This is a genomic window from Paenisporosarcina sp. P4_D4 (genome assembly GCF_056401835.1).
On sequence record NZ_JBFUIO010000019.1, the window covers coordinates 21031 to 40502 of the forward strand.

Below are 19472 nucleotides of genomic sequence, written 5' to 3' on the forward strand. Positions count from 1 at the left end.
TTGTTAAATCCCCAGCTTTCTGCGAGCCACAAAAATAAAGAACGGCACACCAATTAGAGCCGTCATGACACCAACTGGTAGTTCCTGAGGCATGAGTACATAGCGACTTCCTATATCCGCCAACAATAGAAGTATGGCTCCCCCTATGGCTGAATAAGGAAGAATCCAGCGATGGTCAAGTCCGACTAAAGAACGGATTAAATGGGGAATAATAATGCCGACAAAGCCAATAGGCCCAGCGACAGCAACGGCGCACCCTGCCAAAACCACAGCACAAGCACCAAAGAAAAATTTAATCCAAATAGTCCGTTGACCAAGCCCGACTGCCACATCGTCTCCAATACTCAATACATTAAGTTCTTTGGCACGCAAGAAAGTTGCTGCCAAAGCGATAGCCATATAGGGCAATGCAGTGATTAGCAATTCGATTGGTCGATTTGCCACGGAACCGGCAAGCCAAAATAATACTTGATCAAGTGCAGTCTCATTTAATACCAATAGTCCTTGTGTAAAGGAAGCAAATAAAGCGGTAATGGCGGAACCTGCTAATGTCAATTTAAGCGGTGTCAGGCCTTCACGACCTGCGCTGCTCAAAACGAACACTAGAATAAAAGCAAAACTTGCACCGGCAAAACTTAGCCACATATAGGACTGCAGACTTTGCACGGAGAAAAACACAACGCCCACAACTACAAAGAAACTTGCACCTGCATTCACACCAAGAATACTCGGTGAGGATAGTGGGTTTCGTGTGATTGATTGCATGATGGCACCAGAAACACCAAGACATGCACCGACGAATGCGGCGATTAATGAACGTGGAAAACGAACATCCTTAATAATAAGATGTTCATTTGAACCATTTGGATTGAAAAAAGAAAGGTATGCATCCCGCCAGGTCGTATCGGTATAGCCATAAACCAGACTGGCGCTCATGAGAAAAAGAATGGTAAAAACGCCAATTGCAATTCCCCATCCACGTTTACTATTTGTATGTATCATAAAAGACCCCTGAAATTTTTATTTAAAAACACTGGTTGACAAATAAAATCGTAACAGATAAAGTACTAGTTGTAAATGATTTTCATTCTCAATTGAATGATAAAAGGAGAAAAAAACATGAAAAAATTAGGTCTTTTATTAATAGCGTTCATGCTAGTCATTTTAGCTGCATGTGGCAATAAAGAGGAAAAAACACCAACTAGTGGTGAAGACAAAGATAAGGTAAAAGAAGAAAGCTACACTGTGACTCATGCAATGGGTGAAACAACAATTAAAGGCGAACCGAAACGTATTGTTGTTTTAACTAACGAAGGTGTGGAAGCTTTACTTGCAATGGGCGTCACGCCTGTAGGAGCTGTCGAAGCGTACACTGGAGATACTTGGTATGAACACACAGCTGAACAATTAAAAGACACGAAGCCAGTAGGTAAGGAGTCTGAACCTTCTCTTGAAGCGATTGCAGCACTTAAACCTGATTTGATTATCGGTAATAAAATGCGCCATGAAAAAGTATACGAGCAGTTAAGCAAAATTGCGCCAACTGTTTTTGCGGAAACGTTGCGTGGCGACTGGCAGGAAAATTTCAAACTCTACTCAAAAGCAATCAATAAAGAAGAAGTTGGCCAAGAAAAATTGGACGCTTATAATAATCGGATTGAAGACATGAAAGCATCTTTAGGCGATAAAACACAACAAGAAGTATCAATGGTTCGTTTTATGGCTGGCGATGTGCGTATTTACCATAAAGATACTTTCTCGGGTGTCATTTTGGAACAGCTTGGATTTGCACGTCCTGCTGAGCAAGATGTTGCTGATTTCGCTGAAAGAGGAGTAACAAAAGAGCGAATCCCTGCAATGGATGGAGATATCTTGTTCTATTTTACGTATGAAACTGGTGACAAAGAAGCAACAAAATTAGAAGAAGAATGGATTAATGATCCATTGTTCCAAAACCTTGAAGTTGCGAAAGCAAATAAAGTATTCAAAGTGGACGATACAATTTGGAATACAGCTGGTGGTTACTTAGCTGCCCAGTTGATGTTGGATGATTTGGAGAAACATTTCGAATAAGAAGGATAACACTGCCCTTTGAACAATATCGAATTGTTCAAGGGCAGTTTTTTGTACTTTTTTACAGATATAAGTTTAAAATGGAAGCTCTCACCCAAGATGTTGAATCGGGCATGGGCGATGTTTTCAATGAAGTGGCCGAATATAAAAATCACAAAAATGCTATCGGTTATACGTTCCGCTTTTTCTCTACAGAAATGGTGAAAAATGAGAAAATACGATTGCTGGAGGGGGATGGGGTCTATCCGGATAAAGAATCCATTCGCTCAGGGACATATCCGATAACAGCGGAATTCTACGCAATTACTGCTGGAACAGCAACCCACATGCTCAAGCCTTCATTGATTGGATTCTTTCGGATGAAGGACAAGAGTTGGTAGAAAAAACAGGATACGTACCCACCAAATGATGTCCGCCGTTTGTAGACTAAACTGTGGTTTATCTAAAAGAACATGCACTTTGACAATTCTGAATTGTCGGAGTGCATGTCTCTTTTTATGATAAAATAAATCAAAAGAAAGGGTGATGACTCATGGCAAATGGTCAAAATCGTGCAGATGTAAAACCTGGGTTAGAAGTGAACGTTATTTTGAAAAAAGATCAACGTACAGGAGTGAAAACAAAAGGGATTGTGAAGAATTTGCTAACCAATTCTGCCCATCATCCTCACGGCATTAAAGTCCGTTTAGAAGATGGTCAAGTTGGTAGAGTGTGCGATATTTTATCTTCAGATAAGTTAGTATGAAATTTTATGTAGCATCCAGTTTTCAAAACAAGGAGATTGTAAGGGCAGTGAGCGGAAAACTCACGATGCTGGGGTGGCATCACACCTATGATTGGACACAAAACGAACGAGCTTGTTCACTCGAAGACTTAAAGCGAATAGGAATTCTTGAAAAACAGGCAGTCGCTGATTCCGATGTGGTGATTGTGATTTTACCTGGTGGAAAAGGGAGTCATATCGAACTTGGACTGGCCATTGCCTGGCAAAAGAAAACCTTCTTGTATTCGCCGAACTTAGAAGCCATGGATATGGATACGACCAGTACGTTTTACCATTTGGCAGACGTTCAGATTTGCGAAGGGTCGATTGAAGAATTGATTTCTACTGTTTTTTGCCAAAGCACCAAATCGTAGAAACAACCAACTTGCAGGATGGGGGATGTCGTTATGAGACAGGTAATTGCTTTAGGTGGCGGAGGCTTTTCAATGGAGCCGGAAAACCCTTTGTTGGATCGATACATTCTTGAACAAAGTCCAAAAGAGAATCCGAAAATTTGTTTTATTGGAACAGCCAGTGGTGATGCGGAAGGATATGTCGAACGATTTTATAATTTTTTCCGCATGGAAGAGTGTGAACCTAATCATTTGTCCTTGTTCAAACCACATACACGCGATATTAATGACTTCATAATGAATCAAGATATCTTGTATGTTGGCGGAGGCAATACCAAAAATCTAATGGCATTGTGGCGCGAGTGGGAACTTGATGTTACCATTCGACAAGCTTATGACAAAGGGACGATTCTTGCCGGTTTGAGTGCGGGGTCTCTTTGCTGGTTTGAAGATGGGATCACCGATTCCTATGGTTCAGGACTGGAACCGATCTCCTGTTTAGGTATTCTGCGAGGTAGTCACTGTCCACATTATGACGGGGAAGAAGATAGACGATCAGCTTATCAGAAATTTATCCTGGAAGGGAAAATCGGTAGTGGTTATGCTGCCGATGATGGGGTTGCTTTACACTATATCGATGAAGAATTGCATAAAATTGTAAGCTCACGTGTTCATGCTAAAGGGTATCGAGTAGACAAAGAAAAAGAAGCAATTTTAACCACTCACTATTTAGGTGTGAAATAGTGGGCACTGCTAAAAGAAGGTAGGGACAAATTATTTACATTCCATCATATTTTGAAATGATTGATCGACAAGAAATAAATGAAGTAATAGAGACCTATGGATTTGCGACACTTACCTCAATTCATGAAGGTTCATTGACGGCTTCACAACTGCCGCTGTTATTGAGTGAGGATAAAACGGAGCTCATTGGGCACTTTGCAAAAGGAAATAAACAATGGGTAGATATTGAGAATCAGCAAGTATTGGTTTTGTTCCAGGGCCCACATTGTTATATTTCACCATCATGGTATGAGACGCAAAATACAGTCCCGACATGGAATTATGTAACGGTTGAGATTACAGGAAAAGTGAAACTCCTAAAAGAAGGCGATTCGCGATTATGGCAATCTATGGTTGCTTTAACAGAAAAGTACGAGGAGCCTACTAGCACATACAATTTAATGGGTGTGGACCCCTCCTATATTTCTTCTTTATCGAAAGGAGTAATGGGTTTTACGATTTCTATCGATAATATCAAAGGGAAAGCAAAACTAAGTCAAAATCATCCAACAGCTCGTGTGGAGCGCGTAGTTGAAGCGCTTCGGGAAACAAATAAGTCTGATGAAAAAGCCATTGCAAAATGGATGGAGAAAAAAATGAGTGTGGATAAATAAAGGGGAAACCAAATGGAAATTCGTAAATTGACAGGTGAAGATGCGTTTAAATATTGGGAGTTAAGATTGGAAGCATTGCAGCAAGATCCTGATGCTTTTGCAACGACTTACGAAGATGCAATCGCCCGTAAAAATCCAGTGGAGCGAGTAGCAAACAATCTAGATGCAGAAGGAAGTTCGACACTAGGAGCATTTATCGATAATGAATTGGTTGGTGTGATGACCGTATCAGGTGAAGGCGCTTCCAAATTACGCCACCGAGTGAACTTGTTTGCCGTCTATGTGACACCCCGAGTACGTGGTAAGCAAATCGGAAAGGCGTTATTGGAAGCAACGATTGAACATGCCAAGACATGGCAGGGGGTAGAAAAAATGAATTTAACGGTTGTATCAACAAATGATTCTGCGATTCGGTTGTATGAAAAAGTCGGTTTTAAAACTTTCGGTCACGAGCATCATGCAATGAAAGCGGGTCATAAGTATGTGGACAAATTGTATATGAGCCTGGAGTGGTAGGTGATTAAAGTGACTAATTTAGAACGGGCTATTCAGTTAAGAGAAAATGGGCATGCTCTGGAAGCATTGGTTATATTAAAGAGTTTATTATTGAATGACTCAAATAATCCAGCTATTCTCTACCAATGTGCATGGGCTTGCGACGTCCAAGGCATGGAAAGAGAAGCGGTTCCCTATTATGAACAAGCACTTGATAATGGATTGACAGGACACGAGAGAGAAGGAGCTTTTGTTGGACTTGGTAGTACTTATCGCGTGATTGGAGAATACGCTAAATCACGGAACGTATTTGAAAAAGGAATGGCTGAATTTCCGGAAAATAAAGCAATGCCGGTGTTTTTTGCTATGACGTTACATAATTTAAAAGAATATGACCTTGCTATGGAAACATTGCTATGCGTGGTATCAACCACAACTCGAGATAAAGACATCGAACGATATGTAAATGCCATTCGTTTCTATAAAGACAAATTAAATAAAACTTGGTGATATGACTTGGAACATGAACTTCTGACAGTCTTTAATGAAAAGCATCAAAAGGTCGGGGAAAACACGAGAGCTTTTATTCATCAAGAGGGGCTATGGCATGTGACATTTCATTGCTGGTTTGTCCAACAGATTAATGGCCTGCCGCACCTCTATTTTCAACAAAGAAGTAATGCCAAAAAAGATTTCCCAGGCCATTTTGACATAACAGCTGCTGGGCATCTCCTTGCTACTGAAACGGTAAACGAAGGAATCCGAGAGGTGAAAGAAGAGCTCGGTGTTAATCTTAGTATGGAAGACCTTCGACCCATCGGCATTTTGAAAGACAGCATTGTGCAAAGGAATTTTATTGATAATGAATTTGCACACACGTATGTCTACATGATGGTAGGCGGTAGTCCTTCCTTCCATTTACAGGAAGAAGAAGTCAGTGCCATTTATTCAGCACCTATTTCTGAAGTGGTAAGGTTATACGAGCGTGAAGTTGATCAAATATCTTTGGGGTGCATACTATCAATTAATAAAGATCGATTAGAAATCAAGGTGTCACTTGAAGACTTCGTACCTCACGGCGGTGACTATATGAAGCAAGTCTTGAAGGCAATCCAATAAAGGAGGCATAATATGAAAGTAATCGATTTACATTGTGATGTTCTGTATAAATTGTCGATAATGGATGAATTACCTCCATATGAAATTGCAGACTGTCTGCAAGCGAATAAAAATAGATTGATTGCTGGAGAAGTCCAAGTGCAGTTTTTTGCCATATTCATTTCTCCTGAAGTGCCTCAGAATGAAAAGTTCATGGCTGCCCTTCGTCAGGTTGAATTGTTCCATACACACGTGCTCGCACCGAATCCAGAAATTGTCCACATTACAGATTGGACCCAGATTGAACATCTCGGAGAGAATGAAATCGGTGCTGTGCTGACACTTGAAGGTGCAGATGCATTTGGCGAAGACCTTGGCAAGTTGAGCGCTTTGCTGGATGCTGGGGTGAAGCTTGTAGGGCTTACATGGAATCATGCGAATGCATTGGCGCATGGAGCGGATGAACCATCCCATTTAGGCTTGACGCCATTTGGGTACGAAGTGGTGGAAATGTTGAATGAACATAATGTTTTAATCGATGTATCCCATTTGAACGAACAGTCATTTTGGGATGTGGTTGCACAAGCGAAACACTCAATTGCCAGTCATTCGAATGCAAGAAGCCTTTGTGACCACCCGCGGAATTTAACCGATGAACAAGCCAAAGCATTGGTCGATAAAGGAGGACACATCCACGTCGTGTATTATCCACCGTTTATCCACAACGAGGGTAATCCAGTTACTCTTGAACACTTGATGCAACACCTTACTCATTTCTCAAAGTTAGTAGGTGTTCAGCATTTGGGACTTGGCTCAGATTTTGATGGCATTAGTGTGTTTGTCGAAGGTTTGTGTGATGCGAGTGATACACAAAATGTGGTTAAGACTTTAAGTGGACATTTTACGGAAGAAGAGGTTCGGGGGATTACCTCAAACAATTTCAAAAACTATATTCGAAAAGTGATTGCTACCAGTTAGCAGTCACTTTTTTGTATGTAAATTCACATGCGGTGAAACTTTTAACAGTTTCACCCGTATTAAGAGGAGAAAACATCTAAGAAACGAGGAATTCAAATGGGATTAACTTTCCTTTATAGCATCATCATTGCAATCGTTGTTGCAGTTCTAATCATGCCGCTGACATTGCCTAAAGAAAAACGCAAAGAAATTGCCGCTGGTATTATTGGAACTGCAATTGGCTTGGCAATTATTATCTTCACATTCTATTACGTAACGAATATTGATCGAAATCTATCTGCTCTTTGGCCGCTTGCCATTTTGGCGACAGGTCTTGGCGTATTTTCAGCAACAGGTAAAGAACGTCAAGTTAAAGGAGTACTTTTCCTTGCTGCCCTCGTATTTGGGGGCTACATGTTAAGCGCTCAGTTGTTTAATGCAGATGAAAAATTCGATTCCGCAAAAATGAAGCAAGAAGTTGAAATCGAAGCCTTTGATGAAAAGGAAACGCCTGCAAGTGTTCCACCAAAATTTGCACGCAATAAAATGAAAAAAGCATTCGGTCAAGTACCGAATACGAGTTACTACGAATTAGGTAGACTGCAAATTCAAAAAGTGGATGATGCCTTTGTTTACATTGCACCAGTTGAGTTTTCCGGTTTCTTTAAATGGGTGAATGGGGACACCACCCCAGGATATTTCATGATGAGTGCAACCGATTCAACGGACAATCCGAAGTTTGTAAAAGCAGAAATGTCGTATACACCATCATCATTTTTCCAAAAAAATGTTGCACGCCATTTACGTCTGGAGTTGTCAGAAACAATTTTCCATGGTGATATGCAGCTTGAAATTGATGACGAAGGAAAGCCACATTATATCCGTTCATTCGGGAAGTTCGTATCTGCACGTAATGGTTTTGAAGTGACAGGAGTAGCTGTGGTGAATCCACAATCCGGTGACGTCAAAACGTATGCATTGAACGAAGTCCCTGACTTCATTGATGGAGCTGTATCGCCAGAAGTGGTGAGTTTGCAAAATAGTTATTTCGGAAACTACGTACATGGATTCTGGAACAGTAAGTTTGGTAAAAAAGATGTGAAGCTCCCTTCCGATGAAGGAACAGAAGCGAATGTCAGCCCTGTTTTTAATGAGAATGGGGAAATGTATTACTTCACTGATTTCACAAGTCCAAAAGAAGGCGTGGATTCCATGCTTGGGTATTCATTAACGGATGCACGAACAGGCGAAGCCACTTATTATACAGGTAATATGGAAGAGTCCTATATGGATTCATATGGTGCACTTCAAATCGTTGAAAAGAAATTCATCGAGAAAAAATGGTTTGGTGAGATGCCGATTCTGTACAATTTCTACGGGGAAGCAAGTTGGTTGACGCCGGTTCTTGATGCCAACGGATTTTTGCAAAACTACTTTATCGTGTCTGCGGCAAATCCCGAAATTTCCGCTTTTGCCAATACACCAAACGAAGCATTGAAGTTGTATAAAACAGCATTGCAACGTGGTGGCAGCAGTGTAGATGGAAGTTCTAGTTCAGAGGAAGCTACAACTACCGGTAATGTCGAGCGCGTCTACAAAGAACGAGTAGGAGATTTCACACTTGTTTCGTTCATGTTAACGGACGGTACCAATTACTTAGTATCCACAGAAGTGGAGCCTTTGGCGGTCTACTTGAAAGAGGGAGATCAAGTGAACGTGACTTATTTGAATACTGGCGAAATGTTCTTGCCTGTTAAAGAAATGAAGATAACCGGATTGGAATAATAGAAAGGCTGTCTCGATGAATTCGAGACAGCCTTTTACTTATTTATCTCTTGTTTTTAATATGGCCATCTGCTTTTCGTCACGCATTTGCGCAAGTTCATCAATGGTTGAACGGCCGTAGGATTCGCGTGATTTCGTCGATAAACGGGAAATGGTTTCCTCGTCCATTTTGAGATTTCCTTGTGCATCCCAGCTCTTTTCCATAGTCGGACCGAGATGGCGCATGAATGATTCCATACCACCCTGACCACCACCTAGATGCATGCCGAGCATCGGTCCGGTTGCTGCCCATCTTAACCCGATTGAATCTTTGACGATTTCGTCCACATCTTCCATTGCAACTACGCCTTCATCAACTAAATACATAGCTTCCCTCAGCATAGCAAACTGCAATCGGTTCGCTACAAAACCAAAAACTTCTTTTTGGATATGTTGTGGGGCTTTGCCCAGTGTTTTGTAAAACACGAGCGCATCTTCTACTGCTTCATTTGATGTGAATTGACCTGGTACGACTTCAACTAAAGGCATTACAAGTGGAGGATTGAATGGATGGCCAATTAACATGCGGCACTTGTCCTTCATGAATGCCGAAATATCACTTGCAGGGATTGTTGAAGAAGAAGACAGTAACAAAGTATGTGCTTCCACATATTTTTCGATTTCAGCGAAGAGTTTCTGTTTCAGAGCCAATTTTTCAGGTCCATTCTCCTGTAGCACTGCTGCCCCCGTTACGGCTTGTTGTAAGTTGGATGTAAGAGTCAAACGTGATTCGAAACCTGTTGCCGGCAGGTTGAGTAAAGTTAACGTAGAGCCAATTGACTTGAAATGCTGTTCTGATACTTCGTTCAAATCTGGCCTAGGATCGTATAATCTTACCGTCAATCCGTGTGCTAAAAATAAAGTTGCCCACGAAAGTCCAATCGTTCCTGCCCCAATTACTGTCACGGGGTTGAAGCGTTGTAAATCACTATGTATACACGTCATGGCTCATCCTCCTAGTTTTAACTAAAACCATGTTATCATATTTAAATAGTTCTATTGTGTGAATTTTTTGAATGAGTAGAGGATGTGGACGATGATGAGTTTTGGTGGCGTTCCCGAGTGGTTTTACATATTAGCATTTGCCGTGGTCATAGGAATTGTTGTATTCACGGAATGGTGGACTCGTTGAATTATAGTGTGAAAGAAGGTTTTCAATCATGAATCAAGCACAAGTCGTTATTGTAACTGGCGCTTCACAAGGCATTGGACGCGGAATTGCGGAAGCTTATGTGGCAAAAGGTGCACAAGTAGTTCTGGCTGATGTGAAAGAGAAGCTAGGTAAAGAAGTGAGCAAACAGCTTGTTGGCAGTGTTTTTGTTAAAACAGATGTAAGAAAAGAAGCCGACATCAAAAATTTAATGCAAGAAACATTAAAAAAATTCGGTCGTATCGATATTTTGATTAATAATGCAGGGAAGAGCAACTTCAAACCATTATTCGATTTATCGATAACGGAGTGGGATGAAGTTATCAACACGAATTTACGCAGTGTCTTTTTGTGTTCACGTGAAGCCGCAATGCAAATGCGTCAGCAGGAAAGTGGAGGTTCAATCGTCAATATCGCTTCTACGCGCGCAACCATGTCCGAACCGAATTCAGAAGCATATGCGGCAACAAAAGGTGGAATCGTCGCTATCACTCATGCGCTCGCAGCATCTCTTGCGGAGCATCATATAACGGTGAACGCAATATCTCCAGGCTGGATAGAGACAGGGGATTACAACGAACTTCGAGATGTTGACCACAAACAGCATCTCTCTGGGAGAGTGGGCAAGCCATCAGATATAGCCAAAGCATGTCTGTATTTAACCGATCCTCAAAACGATTTTGTCACAGGCATTAATTTGGTTGTGGATGGTGGCATGACGCGCAAAATGATTTACGAACATTAAGTTGGATGTAAGAGGAGGTTTATTATGTTTCATTGGAAAGGTGCCGCGGGTGTGTGCATCAATGAAAACAATCAAATATTGATGGTGTTGCAAGCTGCACCAGATGAAGAGCCGAAATGGACGATTCCTTCAGGCGGAATCGAAGGTAGGGAGACGTATGAGGAAGCTTGCATACGAGAGTTCGAAGAAGAAACTGGTTTGACTGTTGAAATTGTGTCGAAACTTCAGGACAAAAACGGAGTGAATGCACAGTATGGGATTTCTTATGATTTGCAATACTTTTTGGTGGAGCAAGTAAGTGGGGAGTTGACCTTGCAGGACCCTGATGATTTTATTTTAGAGATAGCCTGGAAATCTGCCGATGAATTGGATTCGTTAGAAATGAGTTATCCCGAGGACGTGGCGTTCTTGAAGGAACTGCTGGTTAAGGCGACTGAAAGTTGAATTAGGAGATAATTGGTTAGTTGCCCCTATAAGGTGGAAAGTTGCCCCAATATGACCAAGAGTTGCCCCTATAACACCAAAAGTTGCCCCAATAACTTCAAATGATGACATGAAAAAAGCCTTCCCAACCTAGCAGGGAAGGCTTTTCACTACTTTTAATACGCTTTTGCCCAGTAAACCATCTTGTCAGCTGGTTTTTCGCAGCAAACGCATGTATCGCTTAACTTTTCTTGTTCAAATGGGATGCAACGTGACGTCGCGGAAGTTTCTTCTTTAATGAACTCTTCACATGCCACATCTCCACACCACATGGCTTTGATGAAGCCTGGTTTTTCAACCAGCACACGCTTGAAATCTTCAAATGATTTCGCGACAGACGTGTGTTCTTCCCTATGAGACAAGGCTTTGTTGAACAAATTGTTCTGAATGTCTTCAAGTAATCCCGTCAGTTTAGCTTCCAGCTCATCCGCAGACACCACAATTTTCTCACCAGTGTCACGTCTAACCAGCACGACTTGACCTTGCTCTATATCTTTTGGTCCAACTTCCAGGCGAATTGGAATTCCTTTCATTTCATACTCATTGAATTTCCAACCTGGTTTTTTGTCCGATGCATCTATACCGACTCGCGCACTGCCAGATAAGCGCTCTTTTAGGTCGTACGCATAATCCAATACACCTTCTTTATGTTGTGCAATCGGCACAATCATCACTTGTGTAGGTGCAATTTTTGGAGGCATGACAAGGCCGCGATCGTCACCGTGCACCATAATCATGGCCCCGATAATACGAGTAGTGAATCCCCATGATGTTTGGTGGACATATTGTTGCTTGCCTTCTTTATCTAGATATTTGATATCGAATGCTCGGGCAAAGCCATCTCCGAAATGATGTGAAGTGCCGGATTGCAAAGCTTTTCCGTCATGCATCAATGTTTCAATCGTATACGTGGATTTCGCTCCGGAAAATTTCTCTTTATCCGTTTTCTGCCCTTTCACGACAGGGATAGCAAGCCACTCTTCACATAACTGTGCGTATTCATCCAACATGCGGATGGTTTCAACTTGTGCATCCTCATCTGTCGCGTGTGCAGTATGTCCTTCTTGCCATAAGAACTCTAGCGTGCGTAAAAACGGGCGTGTCGTTTTCTCCCAACGGACAACGTTTGACCATTGGTTATATAGCTTAGGCAAGTCACGGTAAGAATGAATGATATTGCTGAAATGCTCACAAAATAATACTTCTGAAGTTGGTCGTACACATAAACGTTCAGCTAATTTCTCGTCTCCACCATGCGTCACCCATGCGACCTCAGGTGCAAATCCTTCTATATGGTCTTTTTCTTTTTGCAATAAAGATTCTGGAATGAACAGTGGCATATAGACATTTTCATGGCCGGTTGCTTTAATACGTGCATCCAGCGCTTCTTTTACATTGTCCCAGATTGCGTAACCATAAGGACGGATAATCATCGAACCTCGCACGCTTGAATAATCGGCCAGTTCCGCTTTCGTCACAACATCCGTAAACCACTGAGCGAAGTCTTCATCCATCGCCGTCACACTTTGCACAAACTCTTTTTTCATTGAAAACACCCCTTTATTGTTGTTTATCGTACATTTGCGCTAGCTGCATATTCCACAAGAGCCAACAAGAAAATCATTATTAAAAGTTGCCTAATAAACAAAAAAGCTCTGCAACAAACGAGGGACCATGTCTCCATGGCGGTACCACCCTCATTTGAAGCAAAGCTTCACACTCATACATGTTAACGACTGTCGCCGCGAATATCTTTCGAAATCGAACTCAAAGGTAGGTTCAAGAAGTGGTCTTTAGGAGTCTTTCACCGTACAACTCCCTCTCTAAAAAAACACACGTTTCTTTACTGGTCCTTCTCAACGTTGTTTAACTATTTCTGTGATTATATCGGGTAAAGTTTTAAAGTGTCAACAAATTTATTTTGGGCTCATGTGATATAATGAGCCAATGAAACATTATGAAAAGAGGCGCACTATGCTAACATTTGAACAAAAACAAGAAATCATTGAATCGTACCCTGAGCTGACAAAAAAAGAAGTATCATTAAAACGTTTGAACTATCATTTCGAAGACAGCCTATATGACAAAAAAACGGTCGTATATCACTTGCACCCAAACGGCAACGGCTTTGTTTTTGTTGGGGATTTAAAAAAATATGATTCAGATAGTAAAGGCATGATCAACATTCGTGAAGCGACGGAAGCTGAGTTACGCGAAATGATTACAGATTCCATTGGGATTTTATCTGAAGAAGAACATTATGAAGAAGAAGTACTCAACGTAGAGCAAGTATGGAAAAATCGCGAAGGACAGGAATTGAAGCTTGTTCAGGAAGATACATTGTGGAATATTTATCACACGCACAACCTGGAAGAAAGCTACGGTTCATTTGAAGAAGCAGAAGAGTATTTATTGAGTGAAGGATTCCGCACATCGACTAAATGATGATTATCCGAAAAATAACAAAAGGGGAAACGCCGCCGTGGGCATTATTGCTTTTGGCGGATCCTTCCCGTGCAGTTGTAGAAGAATACGTAAAGAGTGGAAATGTTTATGTTGGCGAAGAGTCAGGCAAAGCCATCGCTGTATATGTTCTGAAAGAGACGGGGAAAATTGTCGTTGAAATTATGAATGTTGCTGTCCATGAAGACTTCCAAGGAAGAGGACACGGCAAACAACTAATTTCTCACGCAATAAGTGAAGCTTCTAAACGAGGATACGCTCAAGTTGAAATCGGGACTGGCAATTCTAGTATTCTCCAATTGAAGCTATATCAGCAATGTGGATTTCGTATAATCGGCATCGATTTCGATTATTTTACACGTAATTATGATGAACCGATAGTTGAAAATGGTTTGTTGTGTCGCGATATGATTCGCCTATGTTACACATTTGAGGACTAGGATTTTATTTCCTGGTTCTTTTTGCTTTGGAAGTATTTATTTTTTATCGATATACTAGTAGAAACAATTATCGATAGGTGGTGTACGAGGTTGAATATTGAATATAAAGACAAGGTGACGAACAAGCTGTATCGGGAAGTTATCGCATTTGCCAATGGAACCGGTGGTACGCTGAAAATAGGAATGGAAGACGAAATGAGCATCATGGGATTGGAAAATCCTTTAGCAGAGGAAAATGCCTTATATGATCAGTTAAGTAAAATGGTCGAACCTTTGCCGTTGATTGATGTCAAACACGTAATTATAGATGGAAAAGTAATTTTAGAGGTAACAGTGAAAGCAACTGAACATGTGTATCGTAAACGATCTACATTGTTCGAGGAGCTTTATGTTCGGTATGGTTCGAAAAAACGCTTATTGAGAACAGCAGAAGAAGTGCAACGTTTTATACTCTTGCGCCAACTTGATGAAACTGAAAATGCGCTAACTACTATCAAGTTCCAACGTGAAGATTTTTTGGGATTTGTCGATTTTGTACAAACCTTGAAAAGTAAAATGCCAAGATTTGAAAATGTGGAAGAAAACCTGGAAGATGTATTGGCCTCGTACAATGCAATTCGTTGGAATAATGGTGAATTTGTTTTAACACGATTGGGTACGTGGTTGTCAGATTCTTCTCAAACCCGTGGCGTCTTGTTACAATACAGTGGAGATCGATCTACTTCTTTTTGCAAGCAAGCGAGTGATTTTTCAGGGTCGATTGTAACCCAATTCAGTCGAATTATGGCCGGGCTGAGGGAAATTCAATCATCTTATCCAGATGTATTACTTCAGGAGAGTGTAGTGAATGCATTCGTTCATCGAGATTACTCGATGGAGGGTGACGTATCGATTGTTCGGTTTGCTAACCGCATTGAAGTAGCTTCACCAGGAACACTAGTTGAGGGCTTGTCGATAGAGTCTATAAAAAAAGGATCTCGAATTGTTCGCAGAAATCCGCGTTTGCATGCAATGTTTGTCGATTTGGGTTTAACGGATGGGCGTGGCAACGGAATCCGTCGTATTTTCGATACTTATCACGATGGAGACGAGAAGCCAAAAGTTTCTGTCCAAAAAGATAGTGTAATCGTTAAGCTTCCGCGTATAGAACAAATAGAAAAAGTAAACAACCGAACAAAGTTACATCTTGAGTTGACTCATGAAGAAGCAATCATGAATTACTTGCTGGAAAACAACCAAGCGAAAAATGTAGATTTTCAACAAATCTTAGGCGTTTCCCCATCTCGTGTGACACAAATCGTGCGTGACATGGTGACAAAGAATTTACTGGTAGCTGAAGGGGAACGTAAAGGGCGTATTTATACCTTGGCCATTAATAAACAGGAGGAATAAAGTTATGAAAGGCAAGAAAGCCGTCATATTAATTAGCACGACAGCGGTCGTAGCTATAGCAGCCGTTGTAATATCCATTACCATGTTTTTCCAAAGTAATCAAACGCAAAACAAAAATGCTATTTGGATAGAAGGAACAGTAGCTAAAAAAGAAGCTGCACGTATTTTGGTCGTCAGCGGAAAAGATGAAACTGAGTTAAAAGGTTTAACTGAGGAAGAAATGGTGGAAGGTGCAAGTGATGCCATTTGGTTTTCATTATCGATTGATCAAGTGAAAAACGTGAGTGAGTTCGACAAAGTTCGAATTTCATATAACCATGTGTCGGAATCTTATCCTGGCAAAGCAAGTGCTAATAGTGTTCGAATCCTGGATGAAGAGTCTCAACATTAAAGCGTAAAAATTATATGTTAAGCCTGATGAAAGGTGGCGCAAGAATGAAAATTGATAAGCCAAAAATACCTGAACAACTCGAACAACAATTAGACATTGCAACTTTAATTGAAGTCGAAGAAGAACGATTTATTTCCCGGGGAATGGTTTCGTCTTGGAATGTAGCGGAATTACCTGAGAGCAAAGTTAGTTTTGATCAAGTGCATTTCAAGGATGTTTCATTTGAAGGGGTATGTTTCGATCAAGTGGAATTCATTGATTGTAAGTTCGAGAGATGTGATTTATCCAACGTTGATTTTGGAGATTCGGTATTTCATCGAGTAGAATTTCATCATTCAAAACTAGTCGGTGTGCAGTGCACGGAAAGCCGCTTCGGACATACTGTGATCAATAACTGTGTAGCCAACTACACAGTATTTAGTTTTAGTAAAATGAAGCGAGTGAAGTTCCAACAAACCGCATTGAATAAAGCGGACTTTTTTAATTGTACATTTGATAAGGTTTTGTTCAATGATTGTCAATTGGACGGTGCTAATTTTACTGATACAAGTTTAGCGGATGTGGATCTCAGCACGTGTACATACGAACAAGTAACAGTAAGTGTTGATAAATTATCGGGCTGTACCGTTTCAACTGAACAAGCGCTCGGTTTTGCAAAATCTCTAGGTCTTATCGTTAAACACTAAAAGCTGTCCACTCGTAACTTGAGTGGACAGCTTTTTAAGTTTAAAAGAATAAGTTAAGAATTTGGTAAAAGATACCGGCAAGGACTGCGCAAATTGGAAGTGTAATAACCCAAGTTAATACAATTTTTCGTGCAACGCCCCATTTAACGCCTTTTACACGCTGAGCAGAACCAACACCCATAATCGCAGAAGAAATAACGTGAGTTGTTGAAACTGGCAAATGAATCGTCGTCGCTCCGAAAATAATTAATGCGGATGATAAATCAGCTGCCGCCCCGTTAACTGGACGAATCTTCATGATTTTACCACCAACAGTTTTGATGATTTTGTATCCACCGATAGATGTTCCAAGTCCCATTGCAAGTGCAGCACAAACACGTACCCACATTTGGATATCGTCTGTTGTTTGTAAATCAGCAGCGATTAAAGCCATCGTAATGATACCCATTGCTTTTTGTGCATCATTTGTACCGTGAGTAAATGATTGTAATGCCGCTGTACCGATTTGGAAAATACGGAAGCCTTTGTTCGTTTTGTAGAGAGTGTTTTTCTTGAATAATACTTTAAACAACGACATCATCAAGAATCCGACAGCAAGAGCTAAGAATGGTGAGATTAGTAGTGCTTGCAGAATTTTTATGAATCCTTCGTAATTTAATACACCTAAACCAGCAGCCGAAACAGCCGCACCCGCAATCGAACCAATCAATGCATGTGATGAGCTGGAAGGAATACCAAAATACCATGTAATTAAGTTCCAAGCAATTGCGGACAATAGTGCTGCTAGAATAATGAGTGAGCCGTTTTGAAGCGTGAACGGATCTACGATATCTTTCGAGATCGTCTTAGCAACTCCAGTGAAAGTTAATGCGCCGATAAAGTTCATGGTAGCTGCTAGTATTACTGCAACTCGTGGCGAAAGTGCCCGTGTAGAAACTGAAGTTGCAATCGCATTTGCTGTATCATGAAAACCATTTATAAAATCAAATCCCAGTGCGAAAATGACGACTAGTATTGTTAATATGAGTACTGCATCCATGTATTTTTCAGCTCCTATGCATTACGCATGATGATTGTCTCAATCGTGTTTGCCACGTTTTGAGAGTAATCTGCGATGTCTTCAAGCTGCTCGTAAATATCCTTGAACTGAATAATACGTATCGGATCTTTTTCGTTTATGAAAAGTTGTTTGATTGAAGTACGTAATACTTCATCACATTTGCGTTCATAGTCTTTGATCAAGATTGCATGCTCACGCATTTGAAGCAGTTTCTTGTTTGCCAATAACTCCATTGCTTTAACGATTTCATCAGTACTTTTCACAATGTAATGTAGGAAAGTACGCATTGAATCGTCGATGTCAATCAAAGAATACATCTCCAAATAAGCTGCGAAAGCTTCCACGCCATCTAAAATATCATCCATTTTATTAGCTAAATAAAGAATGTCCTCTCGCTCAATTGGAGTCATGAAAGATTTATTCAACTTGAGAATCAAATCATGTATTAATTTATCGCCTTCTGTTTCATAGTTTTTCAACTTGATGCTAAGCTCTTTCAAATCCGAAACACTGACAATTTTAAAATCATCCGCGTAATGAGTAGCTTCTCTTACTGTTTCTGCGATTCCGAGTAAAGCAGCGAAGAATGGGTCTTGTTTTTTTGGACTAAACATAGAAAGCCTCCTGGACTTTAAATAAGATAGGTTATATAAATAACCTCAAACATCATATCAAAATCTATACTAAATCTAAACACTTTTTACTCAAGATTGAGAATCTTTACATTCCCGTAACATAAAAATTTTAAGTGAACATTCAGCTTTGATTGTCGTAAACCTTATTATTCATTACAATTCAAGAATTATACAACTTGCATTCTGTGTAAACAATAAGTATTATTGTCTATAATAAATAAAACAAAACAAGGAAGTGTTTATATGCATTCGTTGATTGATGCAAATTTATATGAAATGAAAAATGGATTTACAGAAACTGAAGAATCATATAAGTGTCTAATGTGTCACAAATCTATTGAGAAAGGTCTGATATACCCTGTAGGTGAACAGTTTTACGAGGCTTCAAAGTATATGCAATTACATATTAGAGAAAAGCATGTATCAGTATTTTCCTATTTAATGGAACAAAATAAAGAAATTACAGGGTTATCCGATCAGCAGAAGGCCGTGCTTCACCTTCTGTTTGAAGGGAAATCAGACCGTGATATACAAGATTCTTTGAAAATCGGGAGTGCATCTACAGTTAGGAATCACCGTTTTTCTTTAAAAAAGAAAGAACGGCAAGCGAAAGTATATTTAACCTTAATGAGCTTGATGGAAGAGGGACACAAACTTAGCGCTCAAAATAAAGAAGATTCCCTATTATTTGAGGAACCATTCGAAATAACAGAAAAAGAATACGAGGAAGTATTGAAGAAGAACTGGTCGAATGGAAAGTTACGAACATTTAAATTACAGGAAAAGCATCGATTCATTGTCTTATGTGAAATCGTAAAGAAGTTTGAAATAGGAAAAATCTATACGGAAAGAGAAGTAAACGCACTTATTAAAGAAGTGTTTGATGACCATACATTTGTAAGAAGATATTTAGTGATGTATCACTTTTTGGCAAGAAAAACGGATGGATCCGCTTATTGGAGAAAAGAAAAAGAAGGGGCGGATATTGACCGGAAGAAAGAATTAAAGCAGCAAGTGAAGGAAGAGAAGACAATTGCGGGTGTGTATTGTGTAACGAACAAACAAAA

The 19472-nt window shown here is 40.3% G+C and carries 24 protein-coding genes and 1 other annotated feature; of the genes, 19 read left to right on the forward strand and 5 right to left on the reverse strand.

Annotated features, from left to right (window positions below; all coding sequences use genetic code 11):
- Nucleotides 1–3: 3 nt before the first annotated feature.
- On the reverse strand, nt 4–1002 hold the full coding sequence (locus AC1DSL_RS07175) for a FecCD family ABC transporter permease (RefSeq protein ID WP_477531719.1): 999 nt from the start codon (nt 1000–1002) through the stop codon (nt 4–6).
- A 117-nt stretch (nt 1003–1119) separates the two neighbouring features.
- Here AC1DSL_RS07175 and AC1DSL_RS07180 point away from each other — a divergent pair, with 117 nt between their 5' ends.
- The 11 genes from AC1DSL_RS07180 (at nt 1120) to AC1DSL_RS07230 (ending at nt 8921) form a co-directional block, all read left to right on the forward strand.
- A complete protein-coding gene (locus AC1DSL_RS07180) occupies nt 1120–2073 on the forward strand; it encodes an ABC transporter substrate-binding protein (protein ID WP_477531720.1) in 954 nt (317 codons plus the stop codon).
- An 80-nt stretch (nt 2074–2153) separates the two neighbouring features.
- Nucleotides 2154–2453: a hypothetical protein gene (locus AC1DSL_RS07185; protein ID WP_477531721.1), complete on the forward strand. Its 300-nt coding sequence runs from the start codon at nt 2154–2156 to the stop codon at nt 2451–2453.
- A gap of 152 nt (nt 2454–2605) precedes the next feature.
- On the forward strand, nt 2606–2818 hold the full coding sequence (locus AC1DSL_RS07190; RefSeq protein WP_477531722.1) for a YwbE family protein: 213 nt from the start codon (nt 2606–2608) through the stop codon (nt 2816–2818).
- A complete protein-coding gene (locus AC1DSL_RS07195; RefSeq protein ID WP_477531723.1) occupies nt 2815–3210 on the forward strand; it encodes a group-specific protein in 396 nt (131 codons plus the stop codon). The genes AC1DSL_RS07190 and AC1DSL_RS07195 overlap by 4 nt, the downstream gene beginning before the upstream one ends.
- Before the next feature lie 33 nt (nt 3211–3243).
- The gene (locus tag AC1DSL_RS07200; RefSeq protein ID WP_477531724.1) at nt 3244–3933 is read left to right on the forward strand and encodes a Type 1 glutamine amidotransferase-like domain-containing protein; all 690 of its coding nucleotides are present in this window, start codon (nt 3244–3246) and stop codon (nt 3931–3933) included.
- A gap of 32 nt (nt 3934–3965) precedes the next feature.
- Entirely contained in the window at nt 3966–4586 is a 621-nt protein-coding gene (locus AC1DSL_RS07205; protein ID WP_477531732.1) for an FMN-binding negative transcriptional regulator, read from the forward strand.
- 12 nt (nt 4587–4598) lie between these two features.
- Nucleotides 4599–5102 carry an N-acetyltransferase family protein gene (locus tag AC1DSL_RS07210; RefSeq protein WP_477531725.1) on the forward strand — a complete coding sequence of 168 codons (504 nt, stop codon included), beginning with the start codon at nt 4599–4601 and terminating at the stop codon, nt 5100–5102.
- A gap of 9 nt (nt 5103–5111) precedes the next feature.
- Nucleotides 5112–5591 carry a tetratricopeptide repeat protein gene (locus AC1DSL_RS07215; RefSeq protein ID WP_477531726.1) on the forward strand — a complete coding sequence of 160 codons (480 nt, stop codon included), beginning with the start codon at nt 5112–5114 and terminating at the stop codon, nt 5589–5591.
- 6 nt (nt 5592–5597) lie between these two features.
- The gene (locus AC1DSL_RS07220; RefSeq protein WP_477531727.1) at nt 5598–6200 is read left to right on the forward strand and encodes an NUDIX hydrolase; all 603 of its coding nucleotides are present in this window, start codon (nt 5598–5600) and stop codon (nt 6198–6200) included.
- 12 nt (nt 6201–6212) lie between these two features.
- Nucleotides 6213–7157 (forward strand): dipeptidase, encoded by a 945-nt coding sequence (locus tag AC1DSL_RS07225; RefSeq protein WP_477531728.1) that lies wholly within the window; start codon nt 6213–6215, stop codon nt 7155–7157.
- A gap of 96 nt (nt 7158–7253) precedes the next feature.
- Entirely contained in the window at nt 7254–8921 is a 1668-nt protein-coding gene (locus tag AC1DSL_RS07230) for a hypothetical protein (RefSeq protein ID WP_477531729.1), read from the forward strand.
- A 39-nt stretch (nt 8922–8960) separates the two neighbouring features.
- On the opposite strand, the gene AC1DSL_RS07235 is transcribed toward AC1DSL_RS07230, so the two are convergent.
- Complete coding sequence (locus AC1DSL_RS07235; RefSeq protein ID WP_477531730.1) at nt 8961–9905, reverse strand: 3-hydroxyacyl-CoA dehydrogenase NAD-binding domain-containing protein; 945 nt, start codon at nt 9903–9905, stop codon at nt 8961–8963.
- A 215-nt stretch (nt 9906–10120) separates the two neighbouring features.
- Here AC1DSL_RS07235 and AC1DSL_RS07240 point away from each other — a divergent pair, with 215 nt between their 5' ends.
- Nucleotides 10121–10855, forward strand: a complete 735-nt coding sequence (locus tag AC1DSL_RS07240; protein WP_016429622.1) for an SDR family NAD(P)-dependent oxidoreductase — start codon at nt 10121–10123, stop codon at nt 10853–10855.
- A gap of 24 nt (nt 10856–10879) precedes the next feature.
- Entirely contained in the window at nt 10880–11299 is a 420-nt protein-coding gene (locus tag AC1DSL_RS07245; RefSeq protein ID WP_016429623.1) for an NUDIX hydrolase, read from the forward strand.
- A 155-nt stretch (nt 11300–11454) separates the two neighbouring features.
- Here the strand turns inward: AC1DSL_RS07245 and proS are convergent, their stop codons facing one another.
- Nucleotides 11455–12894, reverse strand: a complete 1440-nt coding sequence (gene proS, locus AC1DSL_RS07250; protein ID WP_369758155.1) for a proline--tRNA ligase — start codon at nt 12892–12894, stop codon at nt 11455–11457.
- Nucleotides 12895–13002: 108 nt separating this feature from the next.
- Nucleotides 13003–13207 (reverse strand) — a binding site (T-box leader).
- 105 nt (nt 13208–13312) lie between these two features.
- Between proS and AC1DSL_RS07255 the strand changes: the two genes are divergently transcribed.
- The 5 genes from AC1DSL_RS07255 to AC1DSL_RS07275 all read left to right on the forward strand — a co-directional run bounded on the left by AC1DSL_RS07255 (nt 13313) and on the right by AC1DSL_RS07275 (nt 16710).
- On the forward strand, nt 13313–13783 hold the full coding sequence (locus AC1DSL_RS07255) for a hypothetical protein (RefSeq protein WP_342542814.1): 471 nt from the start codon (nt 13313–13315) through the stop codon (nt 13781–13783).
- Nucleotides 13780–14241, forward strand: a complete 462-nt coding sequence (locus tag AC1DSL_RS07260; protein ID WP_016429627.1) for a GNAT family N-acetyltransferase — start codon at nt 13780–13782, stop codon at nt 14239–14241. Before AC1DSL_RS07255 ends, AC1DSL_RS07260 begins: the two co-directional genes overlap by 4 nt.
- 90 nt (nt 14242–14331) lie before the next feature.
- The gene (locus AC1DSL_RS07265) at nt 14332–15633 is read left to right on the forward strand and encodes an RNA-binding domain-containing protein (protein ID WP_016429628.1); all 1302 of its coding nucleotides are present in this window, start codon (nt 14332–14334) and stop codon (nt 15631–15633) included.
- Nucleotides 15634–15637: 4 nt separating this feature from the next.
- Entirely contained in the window at nt 15638–16024 is a 387-nt protein-coding gene (locus AC1DSL_RS07270; RefSeq protein ID WP_016429629.1) for a YobA family protein, read from the forward strand.
- Nucleotides 16025–16068: 44 nt separating this feature from the next.
- Nucleotides 16069–16710 carry a pentapeptide repeat-containing protein gene (locus AC1DSL_RS07275; RefSeq protein ID WP_016429630.1) on the forward strand — a complete coding sequence of 214 codons (642 nt, stop codon included), beginning with the start codon at nt 16069–16071 and terminating at the stop codon, nt 16708–16710.
- A gap of 40 nt (nt 16711–16750) precedes the next feature.
- On the opposite strand, the gene AC1DSL_RS07280 is transcribed toward AC1DSL_RS07275, so the two are convergent.
- Together AC1DSL_RS07280 and AC1DSL_RS07285 are read right to left on the reverse strand one after the other, a co-directional pair.
- On the reverse strand, nt 16751–17749 hold the full coding sequence (locus AC1DSL_RS07280) for an inorganic phosphate transporter (protein ID WP_016429631.1): 999 nt from the start codon (nt 17747–17749) through the stop codon (nt 16751–16753).
- Between the two features lie 14 nt (nt 17750–17763).
- Complete coding sequence (locus AC1DSL_RS07285) at nt 17764–18384, reverse strand: DUF47 domain-containing protein (RefSeq protein WP_016429632.1); 621 nt, start codon at nt 18382–18384, stop codon at nt 17764–17766.
- Nucleotides 18385–18648: 264 nt separating this feature from the next.
- Between AC1DSL_RS07285 and AC1DSL_RS07290 the strand changes: the two genes are divergently transcribed.
- Nucleotides 18649–19472, forward strand: an 824-nt coding sequence (locus AC1DSL_RS07290) for a DUF2087 domain-containing protein (protein WP_477531731.1), incomplete at its 3' end; no start/stop codon positions are given.